Origin of the sequence: Candidatus Planktophila sp., assembly GCF_036734405.1 — a bacterium.
Lineage (GTDB): Bacteria > Actinomycetota > Actinomycetes > Nanopelagicales > Nanopelagicaceae > Planktophila.
This window is the reverse complement of sequence record NZ_DAIMYR010000004.1, coordinates 49,479-68,528: the sequence shown is the minus strand read 5'-3', so window position 1 is coordinate 68,528 and position 19,050 is coordinate 49,479. Positions and strand designations below refer to the sequence as shown.

17 protein-coding genes are annotated in these 19,050 nt (G+C 46.6%); 1 reads left to right on the top strand and 16 read right to left on the bottom strand.

All coding sequences use genetic code 11. The annotated features are described in order from the left end of the window. Positions 1 to 2 precede the first annotated feature (2 nt). The 8 genes from AC9UC2_RS05835 to AC9UC2_RS05800 all read right to left on the bottom strand — a co-directional run bounded on the left by AC9UC2_RS05835 (position 3) and on the right by AC9UC2_RS05800 (position 9,199). Positions 3 to 1,298 carry a thymidine phosphorylase gene (locus AC9UC2_RS05835; protein WP_509526339.1) on the bottom strand — a complete coding sequence of 432 codons (1,296 nt, stop codon included), beginning with the start codon at positions 1,296 to 1,298 and terminating at the stop codon, positions 3 to 5. Then, positions 1,299 to 1,700 carry a cytidine deaminase gene (locus AC9UC2_RS05830; protein ID WP_509526337.1) on the bottom strand — a complete coding sequence of 134 codons (402 nt, stop codon included), beginning with the start codon at positions 1,698 to 1,700 and terminating at the stop codon, positions 1,299 to 1,301. After that, positions 1,697 to 2,926: an ABC transporter permease gene (locus tag AC9UC2_RS05825; protein WP_509526335.1), complete on the bottom strand. Its 1,230-nt coding sequence runs from the start codon at positions 2,924 to 2,926 to the stop codon at positions 1,697 to 1,699. The genes AC9UC2_RS05830 and AC9UC2_RS05825 overlap by 4 nt, the downstream gene beginning before the upstream one ends. Beyond that, positions 2,923 to 4,041, bottom strand: a complete 1,119-nt coding sequence (locus tag AC9UC2_RS05820) for an ABC transporter permease (RefSeq protein WP_509526332.1) — start codon at positions 4,039 to 4,041, stop codon at positions 2,923 to 2,925. Before AC9UC2_RS05820 ends, AC9UC2_RS05825 begins: the two co-directional genes overlap by 4 nt. Beyond that, a complete protein-coding gene (locus AC9UC2_RS05815; RefSeq protein WP_509526330.1) occupies positions 4,038 to 5,540 on the bottom strand; it encodes an ABC transporter ATP-binding protein in 1,503 nt (500 codons plus the stop codon). The genes AC9UC2_RS05820 and AC9UC2_RS05815 overlap by 4 nt, the downstream gene beginning before the upstream one ends. A 112-nt stretch (positions 5,541 to 5,652) precedes the next feature. Next, positions 5,653 to 6,702 (bottom strand): BMP family lipoprotein, encoded by a 1,050-nt coding sequence (locus AC9UC2_RS05810; protein ID WP_509526326.1) that lies wholly within the window; start codon positions 6,700 to 6,702, stop codon positions 5,653 to 5,655. Positions 6,703 to 6,885: 183 nt separating this feature from the next. Next, complete coding sequence (gene trpS, locus AC9UC2_RS05805; protein WP_509526323.1) at positions 6,886 to 7,884, bottom strand: tryptophan--tRNA ligase; 999 nt, start codon at positions 7,882 to 7,884, stop codon at positions 6,886 to 6,888. A gap of 13 nt (positions 7,885 to 7,897) precedes the next feature. Continuing rightward, positions 7,898 to 9,199: a hemolysin family protein gene (locus AC9UC2_RS05800; RefSeq protein ID WP_509526321.1), complete on the bottom strand. Its 1,302-nt coding sequence runs from the start codon at positions 9,197 to 9,199 to the stop codon at positions 7,898 to 7,900. A gap of 154 nt (positions 9,200 to 9,353) precedes the next feature. Between AC9UC2_RS05800 and AC9UC2_RS05795 the strand changes: the two genes are divergently transcribed. Continuing rightward, the gene (locus tag AC9UC2_RS05795; RefSeq protein WP_509526318.1) at positions 9,354 to 10,433 is read left to right on the top strand and encodes an ABC transporter ATP-binding protein; all 1,080 of its coding nucleotides are present in this window, start codon (positions 9,354 to 9,356) and stop codon (positions 10,431 to 10,433) included. A gap of 70 nt (positions 10,434 to 10,503) precedes the next feature. Here AC9UC2_RS05795 and AC9UC2_RS05790 read toward each other — a convergent pair whose 3' ends face one another. The 8 genes from AC9UC2_RS05790 to sucC form a co-directional block, all read right to left on the bottom strand. Beyond that, entirely contained in the window at positions 10,504 to 11,718 is a 1,215-nt protein-coding gene (locus AC9UC2_RS05790; RefSeq protein ID WP_509526316.1) for an NADP-dependent isocitrate dehydrogenase, read from the bottom strand. Positions 11,719 to 11,749: 31 nt separating this feature from the next. Next, positions 11,750 to 12,700 (bottom strand): malate dehydrogenase, encoded by a 951-nt coding sequence (gene mdh / locus AC9UC2_RS05785; RefSeq protein ID WP_509526313.1) that lies wholly within the window; start codon positions 12,698 to 12,700, stop codon positions 11,750 to 11,752. 256 nt (positions 12,701 to 12,956) lie between these two features. Then, entirely contained in the window at positions 12,957 to 13,796 is an 840-nt protein-coding gene (locus AC9UC2_RS05780; protein ID WP_509526311.1) for a bifunctional methylenetetrahydrofolate dehydrogenase/methenyltetrahydrofolate cyclohydrolase, read from the bottom strand. 21 nt (positions 13,797 to 13,817) lie between these two features. Then, positions 13,818 to 15,356 carry a bifunctional phosphoribosylaminoimidazolecarboxamide formyltransferase/IMP cyclohydrolase gene (gene purH / locus AC9UC2_RS05775; protein ID WP_509526308.1) on the bottom strand — a complete coding sequence of 513 codons (1,539 nt, stop codon included), beginning with the start codon at positions 15,354 to 15,356 and terminating at the stop codon, positions 13,818 to 13,820. Beyond that, entirely contained in the window at positions 15,353 to 15,919 is a 567-nt protein-coding gene (gene purN / locus AC9UC2_RS05770) for a phosphoribosylglycinamide formyltransferase (RefSeq protein ID WP_509526306.1), read from the bottom strand. The genes purH and purN overlap by 4 nt, the downstream gene beginning before the upstream one ends. Beyond that, entirely contained in the window at positions 15,916 to 16,995 is a 1,080-nt protein-coding gene (locus AC9UC2_RS05765; RefSeq protein ID WP_509526304.1) for a cell division protein PerM, read from the bottom strand. Before AC9UC2_RS05765 ends, purN begins: the two co-directional genes overlap by 4 nt. A gap of 2 nt (positions 16,996 to 16,997) precedes the next feature. After that, the gene (gene sucD / locus AC9UC2_RS05760) at positions 16,998 to 17,879 is read right to left on the bottom strand and encodes a succinate--CoA ligase subunit alpha (RefSeq protein ID WP_509526302.1); all 882 of its coding nucleotides are present in this window, start codon (positions 17,877 to 17,879) and stop codon (positions 16,998 to 17,000) included. Continuing rightward, the gene (sucC, locus tag AC9UC2_RS05755) at positions 17,879 to 19,042 is read right to left on the bottom strand and encodes an ADP-forming succinate--CoA ligase subunit beta (RefSeq protein ID WP_509526300.1); all 1,164 of its coding nucleotides are present in this window, start codon (positions 19,040 to 19,042) and stop codon (positions 17,879 to 17,881) included. The genes sucD and sucC overlap by 1 nt, the downstream gene beginning before the upstream one ends. Between the last annotated feature and the right edge of the window lie 8 nt (positions 19,043 to 19,050).

Sequence of the window (19,050 nt, the reverse complement as noted above, 5' to 3'; positions counted from 1 at the left end):
CCTTAATCAACGATACGTTCAACAATAAGCGGAAGTCGATCAATTCCGCTAACCGGCATTTCACCTATTGTCACAGAGTTATCCAGTGACTCTAAAGCGCGCGTAAAGGCGGCTGGAGTGTCTGTATGGAGCGTGTAAAGGGGCGCCCCAGCGGTAATGGTGTCCCCCGGCTTGGCGTGAATCTCGATTCCAGCCCCTGCTTGAACCGCTTCACCTTGGCGGGAGCGTCCTGCGCCTAAGCGCCATGCCGCCATGCCAACTTTCATTGCATCCATTGAAAGAATTGTTCCGGTGCTTTGTGCAGTAACAATGGTGTTCTCGCGCGCAACTGGAAGCTTTGCATCTGGATCTCCACCTTGCGCCGAAATCATCTGACGCCAAACATCCATTGCTTTTCCATTTTTCAAAGCAGCTGCAGGATCGGCGTCTTTTATCCCAGCAAGTTCCAACATTTCTTGTGCCAGCAAAACGGTTAGTTCGACAATATCTGATGGTCCCCCACCAGCTAGCACTTCAACTGATTCGCGAACCTCTAAAGCATTTCCGGCGGTCAATCCAAGTGGAACATCCATCGCGGTTACTAAGGCAAGAGTTTTTACTCCAGCACGTTTTCCAAGACCCACCATGACATGGGCTAACTCTTTTGCTTTTGCTGGATCGCTCATAAATGCACCAGCGCCAGTTTTCACATCTAAAACAAGTGCACTTGTTCCTTCGGCAATCTTCTTACTCATGATTGATGAAGCAATAAGTGGAATTGCTTCGACCGTTGCAGTCACATCACGAAGTGCGTACAACTTCTTATCTGCTGGTGCTAAACCAGCACCTGCTGCACAAATCACCGCACCACAATCTTGCAAAACTTTTAACATTTCTTCATTAGATAATGATGCGCGCCAGCCAGGAATAGATTCCAGTTTGTCTAAAGTTCCACCGGTGTGGCCTAATCCGCGACCTGATAATTGAGGAACCGCAGCACCGCATGCCGCAACAAGTGGTGCTAAAGGCAAGGTAATCTTGTCGCCAACTCCACCAGTTGAATGCTTATCAACTGTTGGCCGAGATAAAGCCGACCAATTCATTCGTTCGCCGCTATTGATCATGGCATCGGTCCAACGAGAAATCTCGCGGTTTTCCATACCATTGAGCAAGATCGCCATCAGCAGCGCTGACATTTGCTCATCAGCAACAGCCCCACGGGTGTATGCATCAATTACCCAGTCAATCTGTGGGTCTGTCAATGAATGGTGATCACGCTTTGCCGCAATGACTTCTGCGGCGGAGAAGGCTTCTAGCATTTAGCGCTCGTTGCGATCTAGATCCTCGGGTCCAAATGCCCACGGAAGCATCGCTGACATCTTTTGTGGACCATCATCGGTCATAAGTAGCGCTTCAGGGCCACCATGTTCGAACAAAAGCTGACGACAACGGCCACACGGTGCAAGGTAATTTCCTTGACCATCTACGCAGACAATTGCAATTAAGCGACCGCCGCCTGTTGAACATAGATTTGAAACTAAACCACATTCGGCGCACAAGCCAACGCCGTAGCTAGCATTTTCAACATTGCAACCTGTGACGATACGTCCATCATTAACTAATGCAGCAACTCCAACCGGAAACTTTGAATATGGCGCATAGGCCATCTTCATCGCACCGATAGCTGCCTGGTGAATCGAATCCCAGTTAATTGTTGTCATCGAAGTCCACCGCGACGATATGGAATTCCATCTGCCGCCGGCATTCGCAATCTTTGAGATGCAAGTGCCATGACAAGAATTGTTGCAATGTATGGAGTCATTGTTACCAACTGACCTGGAAGCTCTTCAACTGCGAAGTAGAACCACAAAGTAAATCCAGCTGCTGCAAGAGCAATTACTGCACCGATCTGTTTGCCACTCTTGAACTTTCTAAATGCAACAAAGGCCAAGATAACCACGATAAACAAGAGAAGTGCGTGGATCGCCGCTGAATCGCGAAGCTGTAGCGCATCGGCAAAACCAAACAATCCAGCACCTGCGAGCAATCCACCTGGGCGGTAATTTCCAAACAGAAGCGCTGCAAGACCAATGTATCCGCGACCTGCAACTTGATTCTCTTGGTAATTACTTGCGGCAACGATTGCTAAGAAACCGCCACCTAATCCAGCTAAACCACCTGAAATAAGTACACCTGCATACTTCATTGCATAAACGTTGACACCTAATGATTCTGCTGCAACTGGTGCTTCACCTGCACTTCGAAGACGCAAACCAAAGGCGGTACGCCACAAAATGAAGTAAGCCAGTGGGACAAAAGCTATTGCAACCATCGTTACATAGGAAACATCTCCAGTTAAGCCGCGAAGAATCGATGCTAAATCTGAGACAAAGAACCAATTCAGGTTTGCAATCGATCCCAAAAGATCTGGACTCTTCCATCCAAAGTATTGACCACCGGACAAGATTGGCAATCCGTTGACTGAAATTGTCTCAATACCTGGAGATTGAGATGGCCCTGGCCACGCTCCACTCTTGTACATAAGCGTCGATAAGTAGCGAACTAAACCAGCGGCAATAATGTTAATTGCAACGCCTGATACAACATGATCAACACCAAAAGTAACAGTTGCTACTGCATGGATTAGTGCACCAACAGATCCAAAGATCATTGCAGCCAATAATCCAGCCCAAGGACCATGTTGCGAACCAATGTAACCACCAGCCCATGCACCCATGATCATCATGCCTTCAAGACCAATATTCACAACACCTGCACGTTCTGAGAACAAACCGCCCAGCGCCGCTAAAACAATTGGCACCGAAAGAAGCAATGCGGCAGATGCTGTACCCGTACTTGTTAGATCCGATGCACCTGTGATGACACGAATTGATGCCAATACAAAAACCAGCATTACGGCATAGCGCAAGATCTTCATAGCTTTCATGCTGTGACCACCTTTGCTAGTTCTTTGCTTTGCAAAGTCAACTTAAAGCGTCGAACCACTTCATAGGCAATAACAGCGCTCAAAAGAATTGAACCCTGCATAATCACATAGGTTTCGGGTGCGATATCGATCAGTTCCAATGCACGAGAACTTACTTCAAGGAATCCAAAGAGAAGTGCACTAACGGCCATTCCGCCAGCAGAGTTACGACCTAACAGTGCAACTGCGATTGCAGAAAAACCAATACCTGCACGGAAGCCCAAGTTGTATGTGTGAGTCTGACCTAGAACTTCGGGCAACCCTGCTAATCCTGCGATTGCCCCAGAAATTACTAGCGCCAAAAATGTCATCTTCTTTGAGTTAACACCACTGACACGGGCTGCGATTGGGTTTAAGCCTGATGCGCGAAGTTCAAAACCAAAACGGGTGCGATTAACGACAAACCAGAAAATTAGACCTAGCGCGACAGCTACAAAGAACATTCCGTAGACGCCACCACCTGGTTGATCTTCAATGCCAACCTTGCGCAATAGTGGCATCAGATCTGGAACCTGCGCAGATGCAGGTAGTTCTTTTGTTTCAAGATTGTTTGAGCCTTCTTCAAATACTGCAAAGTGCTTTGAAAGCAGATAGGCAGACAGGCCACCTGCCAAAGCGTTGAGCATGATTGTTGAGATAACTTCATTCACGCCGCGCTTAACCTTGAGGTAGGCAGCAATCGCGGCCCACAAGCCACCAAAAGTCATTGCAATAATGAAGACCACAGCAACATGTAAAACTGGTGGAAGCACAAACATTGCTCCGATATAGCAACTAAACAAGGCACCTAGGCGTAACTGTCCTTCTACACCAATATTAAAAAGACCCGCTCTAAAAGTTACTGCAATCGCAATTGCAGCGATGTAATAAGGAGTTGCCGTATTAACAATTTCCATTAGAGACCCGGTTTCGGTGCCGTAATCCCACATAGTCTTGAAAGCTTCAACAGGCGATTTCTTACTTGCTATAACGGCAAGGCTTGAAATAAGAATTGAAAAAACAGCTGCTGCCAAAGGCGCTGCAACTGCTAGCCCAACCTTGCTCGGTGAAAACTTTCTTGTAAATGTGTTACTCATGCCGCACCTGTCATCGCAGAACCTAGTTGCTCAGGCGTAGTTTTTGCTGGATCAAGTTCAGCGGTGATAGTTCCGCGTAACATCACTAGCAGACGGTCAGACATTCCAATTAACTCTTCAAGGTCTGCCGAAATCAAGACGATTGCCATTCCCTTTTCACGCGCTTTGCGAAGAACATCCCAAATCGCACCTTGCGCACCCACATCAACTCCACGAGTTGGATGCGATGCCACCAACAATGCCGGTGCCTTGCTCATTTCGCGACCAACAATAAACTTTTGCTGATTTCCACCAGAAAGGGCTGCCGCCAAAGTGTCTGGGCCAGGTGCTCGCACATCAAACTCTTGCATGATCGTGCGAGTACTTTCGAATGTTGCTTTTTTGTCAATAACAAAACCGCGCATAACTGGCTTACCGCGTTGATGTCCCAAAATTCTGTTTTCCCACAATGGTGATGTCATCATCAATGCTTGACGCTGACGATCTTCAGGAATCAAACCAATTCCTAGATCATGACGATCGGCCACACTTAGTGAGTCAATTGCACTGCCATGGAATTCAATAGAACCGGTGTAATCACGTAGCCCCATAATGGCTTCAACAAGTTCGGCTTGGCCATTTCCTTCGACACCTGCAATACCGACAACTTCACCTGCATGTAAGTCAAAGCTGATATTTGAAATCAAATCGCGACTTCCTGGTGCAGGAACGGAGACACTCTTGAGCGCCAAAGTAATTTCTTCGCGGCGAGTATGTCCCAGGGTTGAAGGCTTTGGAAGCTCGCTTCCAACCATGAGCTCAGCTAATTGGCGAGCAGTTACATCCTTTGATTTAACTTCTGCCACAGTTGAACCCTGTCGAACAACCGTTACCTCGTCAGCAACACGTAAAACTTCATCCAATTTGTGAGAGATAAAGATGACCGCCATGCCTTGTGCGCGCAAACCTTCTAGAGCTTTGAAAAGATCATCAACTTCTTGTGGAACCAATACCGCTGTTGGTTCATCAAAGATCAAAATATTTGCACCGCGGAATAAAACTTTTAGAATTTCTACACGTTGACGCTGGCCAACGCCTAGCTCTTCTACCAAAACATCTGGGTTGATCTCTAATCCATACTGAGCTGCCATTTCTACAATCTTCTTGCGGGCAGCTGCAAAATCAATTGTTGCTCCATGCGTTGGTTCGGAGCCTAAAATAATATTTTCGAGAACTGTGAAGTTGTCAGCCAACATAAAATGCTGGTGAACCATACCGATGCCGGCATCGATTGCATCATTTGGGTTCTTAAAATTAACCTCTTTGCCATTTACTAAAATCTCGCCGCTATCTGGGCGTTGCATGCCATACAAAATCTTCATGACTGTTGATTTACCAGCGCCGTTTTCTCCAACTAGCGCGTGAACAGTTCCGGTTTCAACCTTGATTGAAACATCTTTGTTCGCAATCACGCCGGGAAAGCGCTTACTGATGTGCCGCAGTTCTACTGCTACTGACACTGTCAATCTCCTTTGACTGTTGCGGTGCGAAAAACATTTGGCCCAACAAGGAGATTTAACTCCATTGTTGGGCCAAACGCCACTTTCTAAGTAGATCTAAGCAACAAAGCGATTATGGCTTTGTTGGAACCTTGATCTTTCCTGACTTGATTCCAGCAGCAGCTCTATCGATCTGTGCCTTGTACTTGTTGATGTATCCACCTGAGTATGAAACTCCAACACCGTTAAGTGATAGGTCATATACACGGCCGTAGATACCTGACTCATCAAGTACGTCGTTTACAGATGAACCTGCAACAGCTGTTGCAATAACATCGTAAACAGCACGGTCAACACGCTTGATCATTGATGTGAGCATGTTCTTCTTCTCAGCTGCTGAAGCTGTTTGCCACTGATCAGAGTCAACTCCGATAGTCCAAACCTTCTTGCCAGCCTTTGCAGCATCTGTTGCAGCTGCGAAGTTACCCGCACCTGATCCACCTGCTGCAGAGTAAATAACATCTGCGCCCTTATCGATCATTCCCTTAGCAATAACCTTTGCCTTAGCTGGGTCATTGAAACCACCGAAATCAGGTGGCTCTGTGACGTACTTGACGTCAACAGTTACTGACTTCTTTGTTGCCTTAACACCAGCAACGAATCCTGCTTCAAACTTCTGTAGTAGAGGAATACGAACTCCACCGATGTAACCAACCTTGCCTGACTTTGTTGCAAGTGCTGCAGCAACTCCAGCTAGGTATGAACCTTCGTGCTCAGCGAATACAAGACCAGCAACGTTCAGTAGATCTACTGAAGCATCGTCGATGATTGCGAACTGAACATTTGGATAATCAGATGCAACAGCTTTGATTGGTCCCGCGTATAGGAAACCAACAGCAATGATTGGGTTGAACCCAGCCTTAGCGAGCAAGCGAAGCTTGTCTTCGCGCTCTGAATCTGAACCCTGAGTAACTGTTACTTCACGAGCAGTAACCTTTAGGTTCTTCTTTGCAAGATCAAGACCTGCTGCTGCTGAGTCGTTGAATGACTTATCGCCACGACCACCGATGTCATAAGCAAGGCCTACTTTTACCTTAGTTGCCGCTGTTGCTGGAGCAACAAAAGTTGTTGCAGCCATTACAGTTGCAGCAACAACTGCTACAAGACGAAATACTTTCTTCAATTTTCCTCCAAGGATTCAAGGGGATCTTCAATAACTCACTTTTACAAGGTAATTATGGAAGCTTTGTGTAATTGGGAGCCTATTACTTGCGCATGAATAAACTCAACACGCAAGGGCTGATTTTGATATCGGGGGTGTAACGTTTTGGAAAACTCTCAACTTGGGGTTGAGAGGCTGGGCTGATTACTTCACTAAACCCAGGTTCTTATAGGTATCTGAGAGCGTCGCACCGGCTACAACCCGGGCCTTTTCGGCCCCATTGTGAAGCAAATCAATCAAGTGCTTTTCATCGTCCAGCAGTTCTAACGCCTTGGCACGAATCGGGCGCAGGTATTCGACAACTACTTCTGCCACCGCGCCTTTGAAGTCGCCGTAGCCCTTGCCTTGAAACTCATTTTCTAGCTCTGAAATTGAACGTCCAGAAAGTGATGAATGAATTGTTAGCAAATTGCTAATGCCAGGCTTTTCTTTTTCATCAAACTTAACTTCACGGCCTGCATCTGTTGCAGCGCTTTTAATCTTCTTCGTATTTGCCTCTGGTGTATCCATAATTTCGAGAACACCTGAAGTAGATCCTGAGGATTTACTCATCTTTGAAGTTGGCTCTTGAAGATCATAGATCTTTGCTCCAGCCTTCAAAATGTAACCTTCGGGCAATCTAAATGTTTCACCAAATCGTGAATTAAATCGTGTAGCTAAATCGCGGGTTAGTTCAATGTGTTGGCGCTGATCTTCTCCAACTGGAACAAAGTGTGCTTGATACAAAAGAATATCTGCAGCTTGCAGCATTGGATAAGTAAACAAACCAACACGTGCGCTGTCTGCTCCTCCCTTTGCCGACTTATCTTTGAACTGAGTCATGCGACTTGCTTCGCCAAAACCTGCAAGACATTCCATGATCCAGCCCAGTTGGTTGTGCTCTGCAACATGGGACTGGACAAAGAGCGTTGATTTTTCGGGTGAGATGCCAAGAGCGATTAACTGGGCAGCCGAAGCCAAGGTGCGCTTTCTAAATAGCGCAGGCTCTATCTCACCGGTTAGGGCATGAAGATCCACGATGCAATAAAAAGCATCGTTGCCATCTTGAAGTTCAACCCACTGCTTAAGTGCACCTAAGTAATTGCCCAGGTGGAAGGAGTCACTTGTTGGCTGTATGCCTGAAAGAACTCGCTTCTGTGTCATGGGCGTAATTCTTTCACACAGATGCTGTTCGCGAGATCAATAGCTGCCCCGCGCGCTTGCCTTCCATGGTTAATACGGTGATTCGTAGGCCATTAACGTTGACGACATCATTTACTTGAGGAATTCGACCTAAGAAGTGCATGACAAAACCGCTGGCGGTTTCGTACGGGCCTTCAGGAATATCAAGCTTGGTCTCTTCAATTAAATCGTCAATTGAAATCAAGCCATCTATTTCGAAATCGCCTGTTCGCTCTTCGACGGAAACTTCGTTTTCATGCTCATCGTATTCATCGCGAATATCGCCAATAAGCACTTCTACAAGGTCTTCCAGGGTCACGATTCCATCGGTGCCGCCGTACTCATCCAAAACGATTGCCAGGTGTTGACCTTGCGTGCGCATCTCAGAAAGTGCAGGCAAAATACCTTTAGTGCCAGGTAAGAACATGATGTTTCTTGCCAGTTCCACAATCTTGGTGCTCTTATTTGCAAGAGATGTATCCAAAAGATCGCGAACATGGATGAAGCCAACAACTTCATCAGAAGATCCGCGAACAACTGGGTAACGAGAATGTGCCTTATCTACCGCTAGCTCAATCGCTTTTCCAACAGTTAATGAAGCATCCATGAAATCAACTTCGGTGCGCGGAACCATGACCTCGTGAACTTGACGTTCAGAGGCGTTAAAGACTTCTTCAACAATGTCGCGCTCTTCATCGGTCAGAGCAGCGTGGCCAGTAACCAGGTCGAGCAACTCTTCTTCAGACATTTGGCTGCGTTGCACCTTGGGGTCAACGCCAAATGCACGCAAAACAATGTCAGTAGATCTAGAGAGCAGCCAGATTAGTGGGCGGAAAATATTGGCAACCACATTAATGATTCCGGCAGTTGCCATGGCAATCTCTTCAGCTCTAAATAAAGCTACTCGCTTTGGAACTAGTTCGCCGAAGACCAAAGAGAAATAAGCGATCACCAAAGTGACGCCAATTAGAGAAATGGTTGTTGCCCAAGCGTTTGCAATGCCCAAAGATTCCAGCCAAGGGATTACATAGTCACCTAATCTATCGGCACCAAGGGCGGCAGAGAGAAAACCGCTGACAGTTACACCAATTTGGACGGCAGCCAGCAATCGGTTGGGGTGTGCGGCTAGGGCTGCAACGCGAGCGCCACGTTTGCCACGGGTCGCGATTTCTCGGACTTGGCTATCTCGAAGTGAGATGAGGGCGATTTCAGCTGCTACGAAGAATGAGGCCAGAACAATCAGGCCAGCAATAGTTGCTAGATCAAGAAATAGTGAAGCCAACGAGGGAGGTTCCATTATGTGCCAAGTATACATTCTCACAGCCGTGGCGGAAAGCGAGATCTTCCCTTACGCCGGGTTTGTGCGTAATCTTGCCCCGTTGGCCAACCGGCCATCACCTTCATCCTCGGACCGTCGGGCACGTACCTGCCCGGAGAAGGAGAGCAATCTCATGGCATCAGTAGTTTTTGATGGCGCATCACGTATCTATCCAGGAACAACAGCACCTGCAGTCGACAAGTTAAATCTCACCGTAAATGACGGAGAGTTTCTAGTTCTTGTTGGACCGTCAGGTTGCGGTAAGTCAACATCACTTCGTATGTTGGCAGGACTTGAAGAAATTGATGGCGGCCGCATTTTAATTGGCGATCGCGATGTAACAAATGTTGCACCAAAAGATCGTGACATTGCGATGGTGTTCCAGTCTTATGCACTGTATCCACACATGACAGTTGCAGAGAACATGGGCTTCGCACTAAAAATCGCAGGAACTCCAAAGGAAGAACGTGATCGTCGTGTTCTTGAAGCAGCAAAGTTGCTAGACCTTGAGCCATACCTAGAGCGCAAGCCAAAGGCTCTATCAGGTGGACAGCGTCAGCGCGTTGCTATGGGTCGCGCAATTGTTCGCGAACCTCAGGTATTCCTTATGGATGAGCCGCTATCAAACCTTGATGCGAAGTTGCGTGTAGCAACTCGTACACAGATCGCTGCATTGCAGCGTCGTCTAGGAATCACAACTGTTTATGTAACGCACGACCAGGTTGAAGCTATGACTATGGGTGATCGCGTTGCAGTATTGAAGGATGGTCTGCTACAGCAAGTTGATACTCCTCGTAATCTTTATGACAACCCAGCAAACGCTTTCGTTGCAGGCTTCATTGGTTCACCTGCGATGAACCTACTTATCGCTCCAGTGAGCGGTGGCAAGGCAATGCTTGGAGATCTAGCAATTGATGTTCCTGCATCTGCCGGATCATCCGTAACAGTTGGTGTTCGTCCAGAAGGCTTCACACCATCATCAAAGGGATTCCACGTTCTTGTTGAAGTTGTGGAAGAGCTTGGTTCAGATGCTTTCGTTTACGGAAAGCCAGCTGACAGCAATGTTAAGTTCGCAAATGCAACAGATGAAGGCGCGCAAGTAATTGTTCGCTGGGATCCAAAGAATCCTCCAAAGCCAGGCGACACAATTACTGTCGAAGCGGTTAAGGGATCCGTTCACTTGTTCAACTCAACTACTGGTGAGCGCGTTTAATTCATTTCTTTCATAAGAAAAGCCCCGCTGGAAACAGCGGGGCTTTTCTTATTCTTTAATACAAGAAGGATTAAGCCATGGCCTTCTTTAGGTTCTCGTCGATTGAATTCAAGAACTCCTGTGTTGTTTGGTATGGCGCATCCTTTGAGATAAGAAGTGACAAATCCTTTGTCATCTTTCCTTGCTCAACAGTTTCAATACATACGCGCTCAAGAGTTGCACAGAACTTTGCAAGCTCTGGGTTGTTATCCAGCTTTGCACGGTGTGCCAGACCTTGTGTCCACGCAAAGATTGAAGCGATTGGGTTTGTAGAAGTCGCCTTACCTGCCTGGTGATCACGGTAGTGACGTGTCACTGTTCCGTGAGCTGCCTCTGATTCACAGATCTTTCCATCTGGAGTCATTAACACTGAAGTCATCAAACCAAGTGAGCCGTAACCCTGTGCGACGGTGTCTGATTGAACATCGCCGTCATAGTTCTTACATGCCCAGACATATCCACCCTCCATACGAAGTGACATGGCAACCATGTCATCGATCAAGCGGTGCTCGTACCAAATTCCTGCAGCATCAAATTGAGCCTTGAACTCTTTTTGGTAGATCTCTTCAAAAATATCCTTAAAGCGACCATCGTAGGCCTTAAGAATTGTGTTCTTTGTTGAAAGATAAACCGGGAACTTGCGAAGAAGTCCGTAGTTCAAAGATGCGCGTGCAAAGTCGCGAATTGAATTATCAACGTTGTACATCGCCATTGCAACACCTGAAGATTCAAAGTTGAAAACTTCAGTGTTAATCGGTGCAGAGCCATCTTCAGGAACAAATGAGATTGTTAGCTTTCCTGGACCTGGAACCTTGAAGTCTGTCGCACGGTACTGATCACCAAATGCGTGACGGCCGATAACAATTGGCTTAGTCCAATGTAGGACCAAACGAGGAACGTTGCTAATAATGATTGGCTCGCGAAAGATCACGCCACCCAGAATGTTGCGGATAGTTCCGTTAGGAGACTTCCACATCTTCTTAAGACCGAATTCTTCAACACGTGCCTCATCTGGAGTGATAGTTGCGCACTTAATACCAACGCCATGCTTCTGGATTGCGCGTGCTGAATCAACAGTTACTTGATCATCAGTTGCATCACGGTGTTCCATGCCTAGGTCGTAGTACTCAAGATTTACATCTAAGTAAGGAAGGATCAATGAATCCTTGATGAACTGCCACATGATGCGTGTCATTTCATCGCCATCTAGTTCGACGACAGTTCCCGTTACTTTGATCTTGCTCATAGTCTCCCCTTTATCAACTTTTGAAAATTACTTAGAGTGTTTGGACATCTGCTTGTTTTGCACGAACTGCTTCAGCGGCCTCTTTAAGGGCTGCAACCTCTGAATCAGTCAATGAACTTTCAACAACCTTTTTGATACCTGAGCGACCAATCTGGGCTTCAACGCCAAGATAGACCCCAGAAATTCCGTATTCGCCATCAACCCACGCGCATACCGGCATAACCGCGCCAGAATCTTCGATGACCGCTTTCGCCATACGAGCTGCCGCTGCAGATGGTGCGTAGTAAGCAGAACCTGTCTTAAGAAGTGCAACAACTTCAGCGCCGCCGTTACGTGTGCGGTCAACAAGATCTGCAATCTCTGCTTGAGAAAGTAGATCGCTTAATGGCTTGCCATCAACTGTGCAGCGACTTGGAACTGGAACCATTGTGTCTCCATGAGAACCAAGTGTCAGAGTCTTAACTGATGCAACTTTTACTGAGAGCTTTTCTGCAACAAAGTTTGTAAAGCGCGCAGTGTCCAACATTCCTGCCTGACCCATTACACGGTTCTTCGGAAAGTTGGTAGCAATCTGAGCCAATGCGGTCATTTCATCCAATGGGTTTGAAACAACGATGATGACAGCATTCGGAGAATGCTTTGCGATATTTTCAGCAACGCCTCGAACGATTCCAGCGTTGACACCAATTAAATCCATGCGGCTCATTCCTGGCTTGCGTGGAAGGCCTGCGGTAATCACAACTACATCTGAATTTGCAGTGGCTTCGTAGCCAGCACCTTCAGGAGTTGTTGTTGCACCAATTAGCTTTGTCTCAAATCCTTCAATCGAACGAGACTGGTTCATGTCAAGAGCCAAACCTTCTGACTTTCCTTCAAGGATGTCAGTTAAAACAACGGTGTCGAAAACATCATATTCAGCTAAGCGAAGAGCTGTTGTTGAACCGTAAAAACCTGCACCGACTACAGTGACTTTGCCACCCATCGTGACTCCATTCATGGCTAATTGCGAATGGGGCAACTCTACCGCCCGCGAGGAAGTGCAATTGCCAGCACAAAAAGTGCAATAGCTATAGCAAGCGGAAGGTAAAACTCAATGCGGCGAAAATCTCGTGATTTCAGAGCTATGCCGACGGTCCCAGCGGCGATAAAAAGTGATCCGCCTCGCACTACTCCGAAAACCCCTAAAACCACACCGGTTAGGACTAGGCCATAACTTATGAGGGTAAGCAGTCGATTATTTAACTGCATGCATCAACCACATTTGTCAGCAACATTGCTCGAGTCATGGGACCGACTCCCCCAGGCATTGGAGAAACATATGAAGCCTTTTCATATACACCTGGACACACATCACCATCTAAACCATGTTCTGTTCGAGAAATTCCAACATCAATTACAACTGCGCCATCTTTGATCATTTCTGCTTTCAGAAAATGTGACTGCCCAATAGCTGCAACAATAATGTCGGCCTTTTTTGTGTGCAGTGTTAAATCCTTTGTGCCCGTGTGAGTCAGGGTTACAGTTGCATTTTCTTGTTTGCGAGTAAGCAACAAACCCAATGGCCTACCAACAGTTAAGCCACGGCCGATGACTGTGATTTCTGCGCCTTGTGTCGAAATTTTATAGTGATCTAAAAGCGCAACGATTGCACGAGGTGTGCATGGCAGTGGTGCATCAAAACCCAACACTAGGCGACCTAAGTTCATAGGGTGCAAGCCATCTGCATCTTTTTTGGGATCAATCGCTTCTAGAATCCTTTGCGTATTGATTACTTTTGGTAATGGAAGTTGAACAATGTAACCGGTGCACTCTTTGGAAGCATTTAAATCTGCAATTGCGGCTAAAACATCTTTCTCAGTTGCATCACCTGGAAGATCAAATCGAATTGAGTTGATTCCAACTTCTTTGCAATCCCGATGTTTTCCATTGACATACGAGACCGAACCAGGATCGTCTCCAACCAAGACTGTTCCAAGGCCTGGAGTGATTCCTTGTGATTTAAGTGCAGCTACTCGAACATTTAGTTCGGCTTTCATAGCCGAGGCTAAGGCCTTGCCATCTAGTATCTGCGCGCTCATGTTCTAAGCCTACCGACTTCGTTATGCATGAGAGAAATGCCGAGTATTAGTGAAAAACATTGCTATTCCTGCAGCCTTAGCCGCAGCAATAACCTCTTCATCGCGCACACTGCCACCAGGTTGAACAACTGCGGTTACACCTGCATCAATCAGAATTTGAAGGCCATCTGCAAATGGGAAGAAGGCATCACTTGCCGCTACAGAGCCTTTCACTCGATCTCCTGCACGAGATACGGCTAAACGTGCCGAATCAACTCGATTCACTTGGCCCATTCCAATTCCAACAGAAGCTGTCATCTTTGCTAGCAAGATTGCATTACTTTTCACAGATCGCACACTGCGCCAGGCAAACTCAAGATCCTTCATTGTTTGTTGATCAACTGGTTCGCCACTGACTTGATTCCACTGTGAAGGTAAATCACCGTGTGCATCTATTAAGTCTGTTCCCTGCAACAACATTCCACCCGATACCGGACGTAGCTCCAATGGATTGATCGTCGTGAAGGCACACTTTAGGATTCGAATCGAAGGCTTTTTCATTAACAATTCAAGCGCGTCTGGATCAAAATCAGGTGCAATTAGTACTTCAGTGAAAATCTTGGACAGTAGCTCTGCCATAGCCAGATCAACTTTTCTGTTTGCGGCAACGACTCCTCCAAAAGCAGAAACAGGATCACATTCATGTGCGAGTTGATAAGCAATGGCAATACCTTGCTCACAGACTGCAACACCACAAGGATTAGCATGTTTCATAATTGCAACGGCAGGGTCACGATGATCCAAAACTGCTCTCCAAGCCGCATCAGCATCCGTGTAATTATTAAATGACATTTCCTTGCCATGAAGCTGTTGCGCATCAACAATCCCTGATGTTGCACCAGAATAAATCGCCGCACCTTGATGTGGGTTTTCGCCGTATCGCAATGAACTCTTGCGCTGCCAAATCTGCCCAAGCCAATCTGGAAGTTCATTTCCTTCAGATTGTCCAAGCCAGTTAGCGATGGCTAGATCGTATTGTGCTGTTGTCCGAAATGCTTCGAGCGCTAATTGACGACGCGCTGCTTCAGTAAAGCCACCAGAATTAATTGCCTCAAGGAGTTGGTCATATTGAGATGTGTGAGAAATAACCGCAACTGAGCCATGATTTTTTGCAGCGCCTCGAAGCATTGCTGGGCCACCAATATCAATCTGTTCAATGCTTTCCTCAAAACTGGCACCCGAAGCGATGGTCTCGGCAAATGGGTAAAGATTAATAATCACTAAATCAAAGGGTGCTATCTCTAGGTCAGCAATTGCAGCCATGTGCTCTGAATTTTCTTGATCCGCCAATATTCCACCGTGGATACGAGGATGTAAGGTCTTAACTCTGCCGCCCATAATTTCTGGAAAACCTGTGTACTGGCTGACTTCTACGACAGGTATTCCAGCATCTGCCAAATTCTTGGCAGTCGATCCAGTTGAGAGAATTTCAATACCACTAGCGCTAAGAGCTGTCCCAATTTCGATTAAACGATTTTTATCATAGACACTGACAAGCGCGCGACGTATTGGTTTTCTCATCGTGAAATCGTCTCCAGTGTCGGAATAATCAATGCTATGGTCGCAACGATGAGACCCCGTTCTACTTTCTTAATTCTCTCATGAAGAGTTGCCTCATCATCTTCCGGCAACACCGGAACCTCCATTTGAGTGATAACTGGACCAGTATCCACGCCTGCATCTACCCAGTGCACAGTTGTACCTGTTACCGATACACCCGCCGCTAATGCATCTCGAACGGCATGTGCCCCAGGGAATTCGGGAAGTAATGCAGGGTGGCTATTTATTGTTGGAAAATGATTAACAAAATCAGGAGATAAAATTCGCATAAAACCAGCACTAACAACTAGATCTGGTTTGTAATGCTCCACTTGTTGAAAAAGTCTTGTGTTCCAACTTTGTCGATCGGAATTTAATTCAACTACTGAAGTATTGATTGCAGCTCTTTTTGCTCGCTCTAAGACAGGTGCATCGGCGCGATCAGAGACAACTGCAACAATTTGAATCTCTAGGTCAGTTGCATCAATAATTGCTTGTGCTAAAGACCCCTGCCCTGAAGCAAGAATGACGATACGCTTTCTCATCTGCGATTTATGAATCTCGGCAGATAAATTGCCAGTGCGGCTCCAAGACCAAGTTGGGCAGCAATTGCTAATGTGAACTTCCAGGTAGAGACACCTACTGCAGACATCGCATCGGTAATCAATGCACCGCTAGCTGAGTACCCTACAAATGCTGCAAGTAAAACGGCAACAATTAAACTCTGCAAAAGCACCTTTTGATTGAGGGAAATTGTCCACGAAACTAAAAGCGCACCCGCTGCAACAATAACAAGTACTCCAATCAGGGAAATCAGTGATTTACCTTCAGGCAGAGCACCCAACAATGGCATTGCCGGAATCTTGTTTAAATTGAAGGAAGTTGGCGATACAAGAGTTCCAGACCCAACTGCAAAGCCCACTCCTGAAAAGTAAGCCAGAGTAGAAACTATGGCATTGGGGATATACAAAATATTAAGAAGTAGCAAAAGAAATCCGCCAAAGATTCCTGGCTGCAAAACAGTAGTTAGATTCTTAACCATTGTGATATTTACCAGCAGCAAAATTCCAAAAATAATTGAAGAGCTTCCTAGCAACAAGGCAATAATGCGTGAGCCATAAAGAAATCCTTGGCCCAATGCGACTCGTCTTCCGACCGTTGCCGCACATAACAAAGTAAAAGGAAGAACATAAATTAAGGCGAAGTACCAAACGGGGCGAATTGATTCGGTCTTTGAGAAAAAGGAGGCCCCAACAGCAAACAATGTGTACAAAGCTGCAAAGGCAGCACGTGCTGGGCCTACTAATGAACTGTCATTATCTAAACGTTCAATTGTGCGCGCTACGCCATTACGAATAGCAAGAACCGGGAAGATCAACGCTCCTAGTGGAAGATATGAAAGATGACCCGCCAAACCTGAAGGTGGCAGTGATAAATCAAATGGAATTGAATGCGCACCGATCCAGATCCACAACGCTGCACGCAGTGGGTCCCCTGTATTACCTGTTGCACTGCCTGCAGTAGCCCAAGCAAGGAGCGCGATAAATGATGTAGGAAGTAAAAGCCAAGCAACGCTACGCAAGACTTGGGGCAATGCAGCTCCAAGTACCCGCGTAATCATTGTTATCGACCCATGATTGCGCGTAACAAACGCGCGGTTTCACTAGGTGTTTGGCCAACCTTTACGCCGGCAGCTTCTAATGCATCTTTCTTGCCTTGGGCAGTTCCTGATGAACCAGAAACAATTGCACCCGCGTGACCCATTGTTTTTCCTTCTGGTGCGGTAAAGCCTGCAACGTAACCAACAACTGGCTTGGTTACATACTCTGCAATAAATGCAGCTGCACGCTCTTCTGCATCTCCACCAATTTCACCAATCATGACAATCGCAGTTGTCTCTGGATCATCTTGGAATGCACGAAGGCAATCGATGTGGGTTGTTCCAATTACTGGATCTCCACCGATTCCAACTGCTGTGCTAAATCCGATATCACGAAGCTCGTACATCATTTGGTAGGTCAGCGTTCCTGACTTTGACACTAAACCAATTGGACCTGCACCTGTGATATCTGCTGGAATGATTCCAACATTTGATTTTCCTGGGCTAATCAAGCCTGGGCAGTTTGGTCCGATGATCTGCGTTGTTCCCTTTGTTTGGGCATATGTATAAAAACTTGCAGAATCGTGAACTGGAATACCTTCAGTGATAACAACAACTAATGGCATTGCGGCATCAACTGCATCAATTACAGCTGCCTTTGCAAACTTAGGTGGTACGAAAACAACTGAAACGTTTGCACCAGTTGCGGACATAGCTTCGGCAACTGTATTAAATACTGGAAGTTGATGACCGTCGATATCAACGACCTGGCCACCCTTGCCTGGTGTAACTCCACCAACAACTTTTGTGCCTGATGCCAACATACGTCGAGTGTGCTTGGTTCCTTCAGAACCAGTCATTCCCTGAACAATTACCTTGCTTGAATCATTGATGAAAATAGACATTACTTCGCCGCCAATTCTGCAGCGCGATTTGCTGCTCCATCCATTGTGTCTGCCTGCTCAACCAGTGGGTGCGCAGCCTTAGCCAAAATTGCTCGTCCTTCAACAACATTGTTTCCATCCAGGCGAACCACGATTGGCTTAGTCGCCTTAGGGCCAAGTAATTCAAGGGCTTGAACGATTCCGTTTGCAACAGCATCACATGCAGTGATTCCGCCAAACACATTTACAAATACGCTCTTTACATCCTTGTCACCAAGAATAATTGAAAGACCATCAGCCATGATTTGCGCAGATGCGCCGCCACCAATATCAAGGAAGTTAGCTGGGCGAACTCCACCATGCTTTTCTCCTGCATAAGCAACAACATCCAAAGTGCTCATTACAAGACCTGCACCGTTACCGATGATTCCTACTTCGCCTTCAAGCTTTACGTAGTTAAGACCCTTTTCTTTAGCGGCAGCTTCTAGTGGATTTTCTGCGGCTTGATCAACGAGAGCTTCATGATCTGGTTGTCGGAATTCTGCGTTCTCATCAAGAGTAACTTTTCCATCAAGTGCGATGATCTTGCCATCTTTTGTCTTTACCAATGGGTTAACTTCGACAAGGGTTGCATCTTCACCCTGGAAAACATCCCATAGCTTGAGCAACACATCAGCAACTTGATCTGCAACATCTGCTGGGAATTGCGCAGCTGCAACTATTTCTTTTGCCTTAGCAAGTGAAATGCCATCAACAGCTGACACTGGAATCTTTGCCAGCTTTTCAGGTGCAGAGTGTGCAACTTCTTCGATATCCATTCCACCTGAAACAGATGCCATTACAAGAAATGTTCGGTTTGAACGATCGAGCAAGATAGCTAAGTAATACTCAGATTCGATTGGCGCAGCTGCGGCGATCATTACTGTGCGAACTGTGTGCCCCTTGATATCCATTCCAAGAATTGCGCCAGCCTTTTCGCGAGCATCGTGTGGATTCTCAGCTAGCTTTACTCCGCCAGCCTTTCCGCGTCCACCAACTTTGACCTGTGCCTTAACGACAACCTTTCCGCCAATAGCTGCTGCTGCTTTTTCTGCCTCATCTGCAGTTGTTGCAACGCTTGCAGCTAGTACGGGTACGCCATGCTTTTCAAAGATGTCGCGAGCTTGGTATTCAAAGAGATCCACTGGGCTTC

Bases quoted from the DNA above. Each gene is read 5' to 3' on its own strand.
- AC9UC2_RS05835 (WP_509526339.1), bottom strand. From the start codon at position 1,298: ATGCTAGAAGCCTTCTCCGCCGCAGAAGTCATTGCGGCAAAGCGTGAT.
- AC9UC2_RS05830 (WP_509526337.1), bottom strand. From the start codon at position 1,700: ATGACAACAATTAACTGGGATTCGATTCACCAGGCAGCTATCGGTGCG.
- AC9UC2_RS05825 (WP_509526335.1), bottom strand. From the start codon at position 2,926: ATGAAAGCTATGAAGATCTTGCGCTATGCCGTAATGCTGGTTTTTGTA.
- AC9UC2_RS05820 (WP_509526332.1), bottom strand. From the start codon at position 4,041: ATGAGTAACACATTTACAAGAAAGTTTTCACCGAGCAAGGTTGGGCTA.
- trpS (WP_509526323.1), bottom strand. From the start codon at position 7,884: ATGACACAGAAGCGAGTTCTTTCAGGCATACAGCCAACAAGTGACTCC.
- AC9UC2_RS05800 (WP_509526321.1), bottom strand. From the start codon at position 9,199: ATGGAACCTCCCTCGTTGGCTTCACTATTTCTTGATCTAGCAACTATT.
- AC9UC2_RS05795 (WP_509526318.1), top strand. From the start codon at position 9,354: ATGGCATCAGTAGTTTTTGATGGCGCATCACGTATCTATCCAGGAACA.
- AC9UC2_RS05790 (WP_509526316.1), bottom strand. From the start codon at position 11,718: ATGAGCAAGATCAAAGTAACGGGAACTGTCGTCGAACTAGATGGCGAT.
- mdh (WP_509526313.1), bottom strand. From the start codon at position 12,700: ATGGGTGGCAAAGTCACTGTAGTCGGTGCAGGTTTTTACGGTTCAACA.
- AC9UC2_RS05780 (WP_509526311.1), bottom strand. From the start codon at position 13,796: ATGAGCGCGCAGATACTAGATGGCAAGGCCTTAGCCTCGGCTATGAAA.
- purH (WP_509526308.1), bottom strand. From the start codon at position 15,356: ATGAGAAAACCAATACGTCGCGCGCTTGTCAGTGTCTATGATAAAAAT.
- purN (WP_509526306.1), bottom strand. From the start codon at position 15,919: ATGAGAAAGCGTATCGTCATTCTTGCTTCAGGGCAGGGGTCTTTAGCA.
- AC9UC2_RS05765 (WP_509526304.1), bottom strand. From the start codon at position 16,995: ATGATTACGCGGGTACTTGGAGCTGCATTGCCCCAAGTCTTGCGTAGC.
- sucD (WP_509526302.1), bottom strand. From the start codon at position 17,879: ATGTCTATTTTCATCAATGATTCAAGCAAGGTAATTGTTCAGGGAATG.